This window comes from Nonomuraea corallina, from assembly GCF_027620315.1.
In the GTDB taxonomy this organism is placed as follows: Bacteria; Actinomycetota; Actinomycetes; order Streptosporangiales; family Streptosporangiaceae; genus Nonomuraea; species Nonomuraea corallina.
Window position 1 is genome coordinate 1 of record NZ_JAPNNL010000031.1, and the last position, 12,725, is coordinate 12,725.

9 protein-coding genes are annotated in these 12,725 nt (G+C 74.0%); 3 read left to right on the forward strand and 6 right to left on the reverse strand.

The window, feature by feature from the left end; all coding sequences use genetic code 11:
• Positions 1–197: 197 nt before the first annotated feature.
• Positions 198–1,070, reverse strand: a complete 873-nt coding sequence (locus OUY22_RS10855) for a universal stress protein (RefSeq protein ID WP_270154724.1) — start codon at positions 1,068–1,070, stop codon at positions 198–200.
• Between the two features lie 260 nt (positions 1,071–1,330).
• Here OUY22_RS10855 and OUY22_RS10860 point away from each other — a divergent pair, with 260 nt between their 5' ends.
• The gene (locus OUY22_RS10860; protein WP_270154725.1) at positions 1,331–3,118 is read left to right on the forward strand and encodes an N-acetylglutaminylglutamine amidotransferase; all 1,788 of its coding nucleotides are present in this window, start codon (positions 1,331–1,333) and stop codon (positions 3,116–3,118) included.
• Positions 3,118–4,965, forward strand: a complete 1,848-nt coding sequence (locus OUY22_RS10865) for an alpha/beta fold hydrolase (protein ID WP_270154766.1) — start codon at positions 3,118–3,120, stop codon at positions 4,963–4,965. Before OUY22_RS10860 ends, OUY22_RS10865 begins: the two co-directional genes overlap by 1 nt.
• 10 nt (positions 4,966–4,975) lie before the next feature.
• Here the strand turns inward: OUY22_RS10865 and OUY22_RS10870 are convergent, their stop codons facing one another.
• Complete coding sequence (locus tag OUY22_RS10870; protein ID WP_270154726.1) at positions 4,976–5,332, reverse strand: PRC-barrel domain-containing protein; 357 nt, start codon at positions 5,330–5,332, stop codon at positions 4,976–4,978.
• A 129-nt stretch (positions 5,333–5,461) separates the two neighbouring features.
• Between OUY22_RS10870 and OUY22_RS10875 the strand changes: the two genes are divergently transcribed.
• Positions 5,462–7,504 (forward strand): prolyl oligopeptidase family serine peptidase, encoded by a 2,043-nt coding sequence (locus OUY22_RS10875; RefSeq protein ID WP_270154727.1) that lies wholly within the window; start codon positions 5,462–5,464, stop codon positions 7,502–7,504.
• A 48-nt stretch (positions 7,505–7,552) separates the two neighbouring features.
• Here the strand turns inward: OUY22_RS10875 and OUY22_RS10880 are convergent, their stop codons facing one another.
• The 4 genes from OUY22_RS10880 to OUY22_RS10895 form a co-directional block, all read right to left on the reverse strand.
• Entirely contained in the window at positions 7,553–8,659 is a 1,107-nt protein-coding gene (locus tag OUY22_RS10880) for a DUF917 domain-containing protein (protein ID WP_270154728.1), read from the reverse strand.
• A complete protein-coding gene (locus OUY22_RS10885; RefSeq protein ID WP_270154730.1) occupies positions 8,644–10,236 on the reverse strand; it encodes a hydantoinase/oxoprolinase family protein in 1,593 nt (530 codons plus the stop codon). The genes OUY22_RS10880 and OUY22_RS10885 overlap by 16 nt, the downstream gene beginning before the upstream one ends.
• Positions 10,237–10,265: 29 nt before the next feature.
• The gene (locus tag OUY22_RS10890; RefSeq protein ID WP_270154731.1) at positions 10,266–11,597 is read right to left on the reverse strand and encodes a purine-cytosine permease family protein; all 1,332 of its coding nucleotides are present in this window, start codon (positions 11,595–11,597) and stop codon (positions 10,266–10,268) included.
• A gap of 145 nt (positions 11,598–11,742) precedes the next feature.
• On the reverse strand, positions 11,743–12,705 hold the full coding sequence (locus OUY22_RS10895; protein ID WP_270154732.1) for a golvesin C-terminal-like domain-containing protein: 963 nt from the start codon (positions 12,703–12,705) through the stop codon (positions 11,743–11,745).
• Positions 12,706–12,725: the final 20 nt, after the last annotated feature.

A 12,725-nucleotide genomic window follows, 5' to 3' on the forward strand; every position in this document is an offset into this window, starting at 1 on the left:
GTAGTCGACGGGGCGGCGCGGCTGCGCGGCAGTGGTCCCCGTGACGGCCTGGCTGGTGGTGGCGGCCATGACGGCCCCCTTTCGGAAGGATTCGCCTTCTCTGTGTCGCCTCAAGCACATCGTGTCCGCGGTTCTGGCAGCAGTGCCGTACGGCCTCAGGCGGCGGGACCTTGGTCCCCGCGCCCGAGGCACGGGGGTCACGAGTCGTGGACCACGGCGACGGGGCAGGGCGCGCGGTGCACCATGGCCTGGCCGACGGAGCCGAGCAGCAGGCCGCGGACCTCGCCCAGCCCGCGCGCGCCGACCACCAGCAGGCGGGCCTTGCGGGCCGCCTCCAGCAGCGCCCGGCGTGCGGGCTCGTCCACGAGCTCGACCTCGGCGCGGAGTCCGGGGAAGGCGTGGTCCAGGCGGTTCAGCTCGTCCCTGGCCGACCCCTGGGCCTGGACGCGCAGCTCGTCCATGTCGGCGTCGCCCGCGCGTTCGCGCCGGGCGATCACCACGTGGACCGGGCTGTCCAGCCGGTGCGCCTGCGCGGCCGCGAAACTGAGGGCGGCCACGGAGGCCGGCGAGCCGTCGAAGCCGACCACGACCTCGCGGGCGTCGCGTTCCTCGGCGTCGCCGCGCATCACGATCACCGGGCAGCGGGCGTGGGCGGCGACGTGGCCGCTCACCGAGCCCACCGCCATGCCGCGCAGCGTGCCGTATCCCCTGGCGCCCACCACGATCAACGCGGCGGTCCCGGACAGCTCGACCAGGAGGTCGGCCGCCGAGCCGCGGTCGGTCAGCGAGTTCACGGGCAGGTGGGGATGGCGGCGTGCGGCCCAGGCGGCCGCGGCCTTGACCAGCCGCCGGGCGGGGCGCTGGACGAGGCCGAGCGGCACCAGCTCGCCGGGCCACTCGTGGTGCGGCCAGTCCCACGCGTGGCACACGGTCAGCGGCAGCCCTCTGCCCTCGGCCTCGTCGGCGGCCCAGCGCAGGGCCTCCCGTGCCGACGGCGAACCGTCGTAGCCGACCACCACGCCGAGCTCGTCCTCGTTCATCATCGCCTCCGGCTCTCGATCTCCTTTCACGTTCTCCCGGCGGACCGGGGTCGTTCAGGGGCGTTCTCCTCGCGCTGCCGGGACCTTGGTCCTCTCGGGCCGGATCAGGGACCTAACACGTCCGATTTATGGATATTGAGGTGCAAAACGCCACTTTGTGGGGAGTAGACGGGCCTGCGTGATTCTGATGAGCCGGAGGTGATGGTCGTGGAAGGAGACGGGGATCACGGAGCCGCGGCGCCCGCCACCCGGCCTCCCGCCTGCCCGGTCCGTTTCCTGAGGAGACCGTGATGTGTGGACTGAGCGGAGAGATGCGCTTCGACGGGGCCGAGGCGGACCTGGGAGCCGTCGGCCGGATGACCGACACGATGCACGAGCGCGGCCCTGACGGGTCGGGGCTGTGGTCATCGGGGCCGGTCGCGCTGGGCCACCGCCGCCTGAAGATCATCGACCTGTCGGAGAAGGCCGCCCAGCCGATGGTGGACGACGAGCTGGGCCTGACGGTGGTGTTCAACGGCTGCCTGTACAACTACGGCGAGCTGCGGGAGGAACTGCGCGCCGCGGGCTACCGCTTCTCCTCCACCTCCGACACCGAAGTCCTGGTGAAGGCGTTCCACCGGTGGGGGCCCGGGTGCGTCACCCGTTTCAAGGGCATGTTCGCCTTCGCCGTGTGCGAACGCGACACGGGCCGGCTCGTCCTGGGGCGCGACCGGCTCGGCATCAAGCCGCTGTACGTGGCCGAGGACGGCCGGCGGCTGCGGTTCGCCTCCACGCTCCCGGCCCTGCTGGCCGCGGGCGAGGTGGACACCGGCATCGACCCGGTGGCGCTGCACCACTACATGACCTTCCACTCGCTGGTCCCCGGTGAGCGCACGATCCTGGCGGGCGTGCGCAAGCTTCCCGCCGCCACGGTACGGGTGATCGAACCGGACGGCACGAGCACCGAGCACCGCTACTGGGATCCGCCGTACACCCGCGGCGCGCTGCCCGAGCACGCGGGACTGCGCGCCGGGGAGTGGCGCGAGGCCGTCCTGGACGGGCTGCGCGCGGCGGTGCGCAGGAGGATGGTGGCCGACGTGCCGGTGGGCGTGCTGCTGTCCGGCGGCCTGGACTCCAGCCTGATCGTGGCGCTGCTGGCCGAGCAGGGGCAGGACGGGCTGGCCACGTTCAGCATCGGCTTCGAGCCGGCCGGCGGCGAGAAGGGCGACGAGTTCGCCTACTCCGACCGGATCGCCCAGCGGTTCGGCACCGACCACCACCGCATCCGCATCCCGGACGCGCGCCTGCTGGACGGGCTGGAGGACGCGGTGCGGGCGATGAGCGAGCCGATGGTCAGCCACGACTGCGTCGCCTTCTACCTGCTGTCGCAGGAGGTCTCCAAGCACGTCAAGGTCGTGCAGTCGGGCCAGGGGGCCGACGAGGTGTTCGCGGGCTACAGCTGGTTCCCGCCGCTGGCCGGGGTGCCGCGCGAGCGGGCCGCCGACGTCTACGCCCGCGAGTTCTTCGACCGGCCGCACGAGGAGCTGGCCGCGATCCTGCCGCCCGGCCGCGTGCCGGAGCACGACGTCAGCGGCGCGTTCGTGCGCGACCACCTGGCCAGGCCCGGCGCCGACACGGCGCTGGACGCCGTGCTGCGCCTGGAGACGACCGCCATGCTGGTGGACGATCCGGTCAAGCGGGTGGACAACATGACGATGGCTCACGGACTGGAGGCGCGCACCCCGTTCCTGGACCACGAACTGGTCGAGCTGGCCGCGGCCTGCCCCGCCGAGCTCAAACTGGCCCACGGCGGCAAGGGCGTGCTCAAGGACGCCGCCCGGCGGCTGCTCCCGGCCGACGTCATCGACCGGCCCAAGGGCTACTTCCCCGTGCCGGCCATCCGCCACGTCGACGGGGCCCTGCTGGACCTCGTACGCGACGCGCTGACCAGCCGGGCGGCCCGCGAGCGCGCCCTGTTCCGTCAGGACTACGTGGACCGGCTGCTCGCCGACCCCGAGCGGGACCGGGCCACGACCGGCGTGAACACCCTGTGGCAGCTTGGCCTGCTGGAGCTTTGGCTGCAGACTCATCACCTGTGATGCCGATCGCCGACCTGCCGGGCCCGTCCGTGGCCGATCGCCTGCTGGGCGGTCCGTCGTACCTGCCGGCGACGGCGAGCCTGACCGCCTGGACGTGCCGGTCCCCCGCGCTGGCGCCCGACGACAGCGCGGTGGCCTTCGTCAGCGACCAGGACGGCTCGCCCCGGGTGTGGATCCAGCCGCTGCGGGGCGACGGCGAGGCGTGGGCCGTCGACACCGGGCCGCAGCCGGTCGTCGACGTCAGCTGGGCGCCGACCGGGACGCACCTGGCCGTGCTGGTCGCGCCGGGCGGCGGCGAGCACACCCAGGTGTGGACCGTCCAGCCGCACGGCGGCGACCTGCGCCTGCTCGCCGCGCCCGACGGCGGCTCGGCGTCGCTGGTGCGCTGGACGGGCCGGGGTGAGACGCTCCTGGTCACCGAGACGTCGTCCGACGGCATGGCCAGGGCCGTGCTCGTCGACGAGGCCACCGGCGCTCGGCAGGTCATCGCGGCCGGCCCGCTGCTGCGGCCGGTGGCCATCAGCCGCGACCACATGCGGATGCTGCTGCGCCGGGGGCCGCGGGGCCGGCGTCGCATGTACGCGGTCGACCTGGTCTCCGAGGCGCTCGGCGCGCACAGGCCCAGCGGCGAACGGCCGCTCCTGCCCGGCCTGCCCGGATCCACCGAGGACGGGGCCCTGTCCCCCGACGGCTCCGTCGCGTACCTGGTGTCGGACGCGGGCCGCGACCGGGCCGCGCTGCTGGCCGTACGGGACGGCGCCGAGGCCGTCGTCCTGGCCGAGCGGCCGGACGCCGAGCTGGACCGGTTCGCGCTGAGCGCCGACGGACGCCGCGCGCTGCTGGTGTGGAACGCGCACGGCCGCTCCGAACTGGACCTCCTGGAGACGCGGAGCGGGAAGCTCCGCCCGCTTCCGCCGCCGCCCGCCGACGTGGTCACCTCGGCCCGGATCAGCTGGGACGGCACCCTGGCCGCGCTCGCCGCGGAGAGCCCGCAGGAGCCCTCGCACGTGCTGCTGTGCGAGCTGGACCGGGGCGGCTACCGGCGGGCCGCGGGCGCGGGCCGGCTGCCCACCGCGGCCGGGGCCGAACTGGTGCGCTTCTCCGCCCGCGACGGCCTGGAGCTGGCGGCCTGGCTCTACCGGCCGCCGCACGCGCAGGGGCCCGCGCCGTACGCGCTGTTCCTGCACGGCGGCCCGGAGGACCAGGAGCGGCCCGCCTTCAACCCTCTCTACCAGAACCTGCTCACGGCCGGGATCGGCGTGCTGGCCCCGAACGTGCGCGGCTCCGGCGGGTACGGACGCGCCTTCCGCGAGGCCGACGACCGGGAGAACCGCTTCCGCGCGGTCGACGACGTGGCCGACTGCGCGGCCGAGCTGGTGCGCCAGGGCCTCGCGCACCCGTCCAGGCTGGCCTGCATGGGCTGGTCGTACGGCGGCTACCTGACCCTGGCCGCGCTCGTCACCTACCCGCTCGTCTTCCGGGCGGGCGTGGTGGTGAGCGGCATCGCCGACTTCGAGACCTTCTACGAGCGCACCGAGCCGTGGATCGCGGCGGCGGCGGTCAGCGAGTACGGCCACCCCGAGGCCGACCGTGAGCTGCTGCGCGCCCTGTCACCGCTGCGCGCCCTGGACCGGCTGGCCGCGCCCCTGCTGGTGGTGCACGGGGCGCGGGACAGCAACGTGCCGCTGTACGAGGCCGAGCAGCTGATCAGCGCGGCCACGGCCCGCGGCCTGCCCTGCGACCACCTCCTCTTCGACGACGAGGGTCACGAGTTCCGGCAGGTCGCCAACAGGATCAGCTTCGTCACCAGGGTGGCGGGCTGGCTCGCGGACCGCCTGCACGCCTGACCGCCCCGGCTCACATGGCGCCGGGGAAGTGGGCGTAGTAGCCGCCCACCTCGTCGCGGCGCTCCTCGTCCAGGGGACCGGACGGGTGGAACCTCGGCGCGTCCTTGATCTCCTGCTTGGTACGGTTGATGAAGATCTTGTGCTGATCGTGGTCGATGCGGGAGACCGTGCCGGCGGGCAGCAGGACCTCCTTGCCGAAGATCCACGGGCCGGTGTCGACGACGAGGTAGTTGTTGCCGACGTCGTTGTTCTCCGCGCTCACCGAGCCGACATGGCCGTCGGTCGCCTCCACCTTGTAACCGACGAGTTCGATCGACTCGCTCACCCCGGCCTCTTCGCGGTACTCCCATACGTTCTCGATCGACATGGGTAGCCCTCCTCCGGATCGGTGTCCGCTTTCCCGTACCCAGGCATCCGCGCTGGTCACACGCGGCGAACGGTCCGGTGCGGCCCTGCCGCGTTGCGGGCGGTCCGGCGAGCGTGCCTAGGATCATCCATGCCTCCCCTCACGCTCGCGCGCCAGCACGCCCGTACGGCCCGGTTCACGTTCGGCGTCCCCAGGGACTTCACGGTCTCGCCGGACGGCGCCCGGGTGGTGTTCCTGCGGTCCTCGGCCGGCGACGACCCGGTCAACCGGCTGTGGACGCTGAGCGTGGCCACGGGCGGCGAGCGGCTGCTCGTCGACCCCGGCGCCCCGTCGGGCGGGGCGTTGCCGGCGGCGGAGCGGGCCCGCAGGGAACGCACCCGCGAACGGGCGGGCGGCATCGTCGCCTACGCCACCGACGCCGCCGTCACCAGGGCGGTCTACGCGCTCGACGGCGCGCTGCACACCGTCGACCTGCTGACCGGCGAGGTCACCGCGCTCGGCACGACCGGCTCCGACCCGCGGCTCGACCCCGCCGGGGAGCACGTCGCCCATGTGTCCGGCGGCGCCCTGCACGTCGACGGCGAGCCGTTGCTGACGCCCGACGGTCCCGGCGTGACGTGGGGGCTGCCCGAACACGTGGCGGCCGAGTCGATGGGCCGGCACCGGGGCTACTGGTGGGCGCCCGACGGGACCCGCCTGCTGGTGGCGCGGGTGGACGACTCCCGGGTGAGCACCTGGCACCTGCCCGAACCCGCCGATCCGGGCCGGCCGCCCGCGGTCATGGCCTACCCGGCGGCCGGCACCGACAACGCCGACGTGACGCTCTGGCTCACCACCCTGGCGGGCGAGCGCACCGAGGTGGTCTGGGACCGGGCGGCGTTCGAGTACGTCGCGGCGGTGTCGTGGACCGGGCGGCGGCCGCTGATCCTGGTGCAGAGCCGCGACCAGCGCACCACCCGTGTCCTGGAGGCGGACCCCGGCACGGGCGCCACCACGCCGCTGCGCGAGGACACCGACGACGCCTGGCTGCAGCTGGTGCCCGGCGTCCCCGCCCGCACGGCGAGCGGCGAGCTGGTCTGGACGGTGGACCGCGACGACACCCGGAGGCTGATGGTCGGCGACGACCTGGTCACGCCGCCGGGGCTGCAGGTGCTGCGGATCTTGGCGGTGGACGGCGACACCGTGCTCGCGCTGTGCTGCGACGAGCCGACCGAACGCCACCTGTTCCGCTACTCCAGGGCCGAAGGGCTGGTCAGGGTCACCTCCGAGCCGGGGGTGCACACGGGGACGCGCGGCGGGGGCGTGACCGTGGTCGTCACCCGCACGCTGGAGGAGCACGGGGTCCGCGTCACGGTCGCCGGCGAGGGGACCGCCGTCCCGATCGCCTCGAACGGCGCGACCCCGGTCGTGCGCCCGCGGGTCGAGCTGACGTCGCTGGGCGAACGGGAGCTGCGCGGCGCGGTGGTGTTCCCGACCGGGCACGTGCCGGGCTCCCGGCGGCTGCCGGTCCTGCTCAGCCCGTACGCCGGGCCGGGCGGCGCGCTGGTGCTGCGCGGGCTCGACGACTACGCGGTGCCGCAGTGGTTCGCCGACCAGGGCTTCGCCGTGCTGGTCGTCGACGGGCGCGGCACCCCGGGCCGCGGACCGGCCTGGGAACGCGCCGTCCACCTCGACAAGCTGAGCGCGGCGCTGCGGGACCAGGCCGACGCGCTGCGCGCCGCCGCCGGCCGCTTCCCCGACCTGGACCTGGACCGGGTGGCGATCCGCGGCTGGTCGTACGGCGGCTATCTGGCGGCCGCGGCCGTCCTGCGCCACCCCGAGGTCTTCCACGCCGCCGTCGCGGGCGCGCCGGTCACCGACGCCCGCCTGTACGACACCCACTGGCAGGAGCGGTTCCTCGGCCATCCCGACGAGCATCCCGAGGCCTACGACCGCAGCTCCATCGTGGCCGACGCCCCGAACCTGCGCCGCCCGCTCATGCTCGTGCACGGCCTGGCGGACGACAACGTCTTCGCCGCGCACACGCTGAGGCTGTCCGCCGCGCTGCTGGCCGCGGGACGCCCCCACACCGTGCTGCCGCTGTCGGGGGTCACGCACATGACCTCGCGGGAGGAGGTCGCCGAGAACCTGCTCCTGCTCGAACTCGACTTCCTGCGCCGCGCCCTCTCCTGATCGGGTCGGCCGGTCCCCGGCCGGAGCGCGGGGACCGGCGGGGGCCGCTCAGGTACGGGCGGCGGGCAGCAGCTCCTCCAGCGGGACGTAGGGATCGGTCAGGCCGAAGCCGGCGGGGCCGAAGCACGCCAGCGCGTCCGGGGTCCGCATGATCGGCGGGGTGGAGATGGCGTACACGGTCAGGCGCTGGCCGTACGCGAGCGACTCGGTGGGGACGGGCGCGCCGGTCTCGGTGGCGAGGGTGCAGATGAGGTCGGGGACGATGGCGAGCACCCGGCCGTCGCGGCGGGCGACGAGGTGCTCGTTCTGGAAGGTGAGCTCCAGGACGTCGTCGGAGTCGATCGCCCGCAGCACCGCCCTGCCCCGGGCGAAGCCGTCGACGGTGCGGCGCTCGACGTCGGTGACCTTGCCGCGGAACAGCACCACGCCCAGGCTGTAGAGGGTGCCGGCGAGCATGGCGGTCAGCGCGTCGAAGGGGTCGGCGTGGGCGGCGCGGGCCTCGCGCAGGGTGCGGCCGATGTCGCGGCAGAGCGACAGCGTGCCGTGCACGGAGGTGCGCCGGACCTCGGCGCTGTCCATGGGGTAGTCGCTGATGTACGAGGCGCCGCCCATCTGGACGGTCAGCGCTCTGGCGAGCTGTTCCATGCGTTTGTTGTCGCCGGCGGTGATGACGCAGACGTCGCCGTGGTCGGAGGCGATGGCCATGGGCGAGCCGGACACGCCGAGCACGCCGAAGGTCTGCATCTGCAGTTCGGGGAAGGCGCGGCCCATGCCGTCGGCGTCGACGACGGGCAGGCCGAGCTGGGCGCCGAGCATGAGCGGGATCATGCTGTTGAGCCCGCCGCACTCGGTCGGCATGACGGCGTGCGCCCGGCGGCCCAGGTGCTCCTCCAGGGCGCGGAAGGCGGCCACGTTGCCGCCGCCCGAGGGCAGCTTCTCCACGAACACCGTCGGCGCGCCCATCATCGAGGAGGGCAGCACGAGCGCGCCGTCGGGCAGCTCGCCGGCGTCGATGATGTGCACGCGGCGACCGGCCGCCATCTCCCGCTCGACGAGGAGCCGGCCGATGTACGGGTCGCCGCCGCCACCGGTGCCCAGCACCGCGGCGCCCTCGGCCAGGTCGTGCAGGTCTCGCAGGGTCAGGTCGTAGCCCATTGCGGAGCCTCCTCCGGGGTACGGGCGCGGCCCAGGTCCAGGTCGCCGACGGCGCGCACGATGACGCGGACGGCGTTGCCCGGCAGGTAGTTGACGTGGATCTCGTCGACGTGGACGATCTCGACGCTGGACGGCACCGCCCCCGCCGAGACGGCCAGGTCGGTCGCCTCCGCGCGGGCCTGGTCCAGGACGTCGTCGCGGCTCTGCTGGGAGCCGATGAGGAACAGGCGGTCCACCTCGCCGCCGATCTGCCCGATGGCGGCGCCGATGGCGTTGGCGACGCCGTGGTGGCCGGGGATGCGGACCTCGGGCACGCCGGGCAGGTCGGGCGGCATGAGGATGCCGCCGCCGCCGACGATGACGACGGGCAGCGGGTCGGCGCTCAGCCGCATCTGGTCGACCAGGCCGGCCACCCGCTCGGCCATCCACGCCGTACCCCTCCTGACCAGGTCGCGGTCCAGATGGCGGACCAGCGAGCGGTCGCCGAGGTCGGCCAGCCCGGCGGCGACGGCCAGGTCGGTGGCGGTCAGGGTCCGGCCGCCGAAGACGAGCGCCTCCTCGGTCAGCCGGTAGCCGACCGAGGAAGGGCCGACCCGCGGGTCCGGCCCCGGGGTGACGCGGCTGCCGCCGCCCAGGCCGATGGAGATCACGTCCGGCATGCGGAAGTTGGTGCGCACGCCCGCGAGGTCCACGTCGGTGCCGGCCTGGCGGGGGTAGCCGCCGGTCAGCACGCCGACGTCGGTGGTGGTGCCGCCGATGTCGACCACCGCGGCGTCGGCCAGGCCGGCCAGGAACGCCGCCCCGCGCATGCTGTTGGTGGGGCCGCTGGCGAACGTCCTGACGGGGTAGCTGCGGGTGTGCTCGGCGTCCATGAGGGTGCCGTCGTTCTGCGACAGGAACAGCGGGGCGCGCACCCCGACGGTGTCCAGCGCGGCGGCGAAGGCGTCGACGATCTCGTCGGCCAGGTCGAGCAGGCAGGCGTTGACGATGGTGGCGTTCTCCCGTTCCAGCATGCGGATGCGGCCGATCTGGTGGGAGAGGCTGACGCGCAGGTGGGGCAGTTCGGCGCGCAGGATGTCGGCGGCGGCCAGCTCGGCCTCGGCGGTGACGGGAGAGAAGACGGAGCTGATCGCCACGGTGGTGATGTCGTGCGCCGCCAGGTCGGCGGCGACCCGTTTGAGCTCGCCGGGGTCGAGCGGGGAGATGGGCCGGCCGTCGAACTCGTGGCCGCCGTGGCACAGGCGCACCAGCGGGCGGACGGCGTCGACCAGTTCGGCCGGCCAGGCGGTGGTGGGCGGCAGCGCGGCGGTGGCGGGCAGCGCGAGCCGTACGACGCCGGTACGGGCCAGGCGGCTGCGGGTGACGAGGGCGTTGGTGAAGTGGGTGGTGCCGATCATGACGGCGGACACCCGGCCGCGGTCGAGGCGGCTGCGCTCCAGCAGCGTCGACAGCGCGGTGACGATGCCGCCGGTGACGTCGGCCGTCGTCGCCGTCTTGATCTCGGCCATCACGTTCATGTCCTGGTCGAGGAGGACGGCGTCGGTGTGGGTGCCGCCCACGTCGATCCCGATGCGCACGGTCCGGCGCTCCTGTCCGGGGGTACGGGTCATGGCGCCGAGGGCCGGGCCGTACCGGTCAGGCCGAGCCTGCCGGCGACCGCGTACAGGACGAAGGCCGCCATCAGGGCGTTGAGCGCCGGGATGCCCCAGGTGACGAAGTGGCCGATGAGGGCGGCGGCGGCCCAGACGACGAGCGCGGCCGGGATCCACGCGGGCGCGTGGGCGGGCAGCTCGCCGCGTTCGCGGGAGGCGTCGAGGTCGGCGCGCCAGGTGCGCACCACGTAGTACTCGGCGACCATGATGCCGGCGATGGGCGGGATGGCCACCCCCAGCAGGACCAGGAAGTCCACCAGGTGGTCGGCCATGCCGAGGGCGGCCAGCGCGGTGCCGACGACGCCGAGCGCCACGGTCACGGCGGCGCGACCGGCCCGCAGGCCGAAGGCGGTGTGCAGGGTGTTGGTGACGCCCAGGCTGGCGGCGTAGAGGTTCCAGTCGTTGACCTTCGCGGTGGCGGTGATCAGGACGAGCACGCCGACGGTGCCGGAGGTGGTGGTGACGATGGTGACGACGTCGCCGGTGCGCAGGGCGTGCGCGAGCAGGACGCCGACCAGGGCCAGGACGTACTCGCCGAGGGAGATGCCGAGGACGGTCTGCTTGACCACGTCGGCGGCGTTGCGGTTGAACCGGCACATGTCAGGCGAGATCACGGCGCCGACGATGAACCCGCCGGCGACCAGGGTGGCGCCCTGGGCCAGGCTCATCGCCGGCCCCGCCGGCTGGGAGGCGATCAGCTCGCCGAGCGGCCGCTGCGCCAGCTCCACGCCGATGGCCCAGCCCGCCAGCGCCAGGAAGGCCGGGACGGTGATCCAGGCGGTCCAGGCCATGCCCGCGAAGCCGTGCACGACGATCGCGGTGATCGCCAGGCCGCCGGCGATGGCCCAGATCCACGCCGGTGAGCCGCCGAGCAGGGAGGAGACGCCCTGGGCGAGCACCGCGGTCTGCACCCCGAACCAGCCCAGCAGGCAGATCGCGATCACCAGGCCGACCAGGCCGGAGCCGTACCGCCCGAACCCGGCCCAGCGGGCCAGCAGGCTGGTGGACAGGCCCTCGCGCATGCCGGCGATGCCCAGCGCGATGGCGACGACCTCGAGGATGGCGGCGCCCAGGGTGACGGCGAGGACGGCCTGCCAGAAGGTCATGCCCATGCCGAGGGTGGCGCCGAGCAGGAACTGCGACAGCGCCGACAGCAGGCCGAACCGCTGGACGGCGATGGTGGTCCAGCCGTAGCGGGCGGAGGTGGGGACGCGTTCGAGCGCGTAGTCGTCGCGGGCCAGTCCGGTGTCATCAGGTAAGCCGACGGAAGCGGGGGGTTGCGCCATCGTTCGTCCTTTTTCGCTGGTGATGATCTACCTGCGGACAAACGCGACGTTAAAGAACGGAAGGGCCCACATCAAGGTCATCCGGCCGGATTCCTGCGACGGCGGGGCCCGCCGGCCGGATGCCGGCGGGTCACGGTGGAGGCCGTCAGCCGAGCGGGACGACCTCCTCCGAGGTGAGGGTGGCGTAGAAGCAGCCCGTGGTGGGCAGGCTGGTCGCCGCCGGCGGCGTCACGCCGTCGTAGAGGGCCAGCAGGTAGTTCTGCGGGCACCGGCGGGTGCTGCCGGTGCGGATGCCGAAGTGCAGGTGCGGGCCGGTCGAGTTGCCGGTGTTGCCGGTCATCCCGATCAGCTGCCCGGCGCCGACCGCCGCGCCGTTGCCGACCGACCACGACGAGAAGTGGCAGTAGGTGTAGACGGCCCCGTCGGTCCCGGTCAGGTTGATGCCGCGCCCGCACGAGCTGTCGTCGATGACCGTCACCGTGCCGGCGCGCACCGCGTACGCCGGGGTGCCGGTGCCGACCGGCAGGTCGATGGCGGGATAGTCGTGGTGCGGGTCGTCGTACTCGCTGCGCGGCAGCGCGGTCCGCGGCAGGGGCAGCGCGTGCGAGACCGCCCCGGTCGAGGAGGTGATCCGGACCGCGTCGGCGACGACGTAGCCCGGCTGACTGGTCCAGCGGCTGACGCCGACCACGTTGTAGTCGCCGGCCGCCAGGGTGAACGTGCCGATGCCGACCCAGCGGCCGCCGTTGGCGCGCTGGTCGACGGCCACGCTGCGGACGCCGCCCGTGGTCGCCACCATGAACGGGGTGGCGCTGTTGTAGCCGGGGTCGGCCGGGTACCAGACCTCGACCAGGTGGGCCCCGGCCTCGGCGATGGACGCCTTGAACCAGGCGGCGTCGCTCACGGCGGTGTTCGGGGTGGCGAACCGGTAGTCCCCGCCGTGCCGCTGCGTGGACCAGGCCGACGTGCCCCAGTCGGCACTGGCGGCGAAACGGCCGGCGGTCGCGTTGTCGACGGTGGTGGTCGCGGCCGCGGCGGGCTGCGCGGGCCCGGTCAGGACCAGGGAGGCGGCCACGACGGCGGATAACCAACGACTGATGATCTTCACGACGGTTCCCTTGGGGGGTT

What these genes read in the sequence shown, in the direction of transcription:
- OUY22_RS10880 (WP_270154728.1), bottom strand. Translation starts at nt 8,659, where the DNA reads ATGGGCTACGACCTGACCCTGCGAGACCTGCACGACCTGGCCGAGGGC.
- OUY22_RS10870 (WP_270154726.1), bottom strand. Translation starts at nt 5,332, where the DNA reads ATGTCGATCGAGAACGTATGGGAGTACCGCGAAGAGGCCGGGGTGAGC.
- OUY22_RS10890 (WP_270154731.1), bottom strand. Translation starts at nt 11,597, where the DNA reads ATGGCGCAACCCCCCGCTTCCGTCGGCTTACCTGATGACACCGGACTG.
- OUY22_RS10865 (WP_270154766.1), top strand. Translation starts at nt 3,118, where the DNA reads ATGCCGATCGCCGACCTGCCGGGCCCGTCCGTGGCCGATCGCCTGCTG.
- OUY22_RS10875 (WP_270154727.1), top strand. Translation starts at nt 5,462, where the DNA reads ATGCCTCCCCTCACGCTCGCGCGCCAGCACGCCCGTACGGCCCGGTTC.
- OUY22_RS10860 (WP_270154725.1), top strand. Translation starts at nt 1,331, where the DNA reads ATGTGTGGACTGAGCGGAGAGATGCGCTTCGACGGGGCCGAGGCGGAC.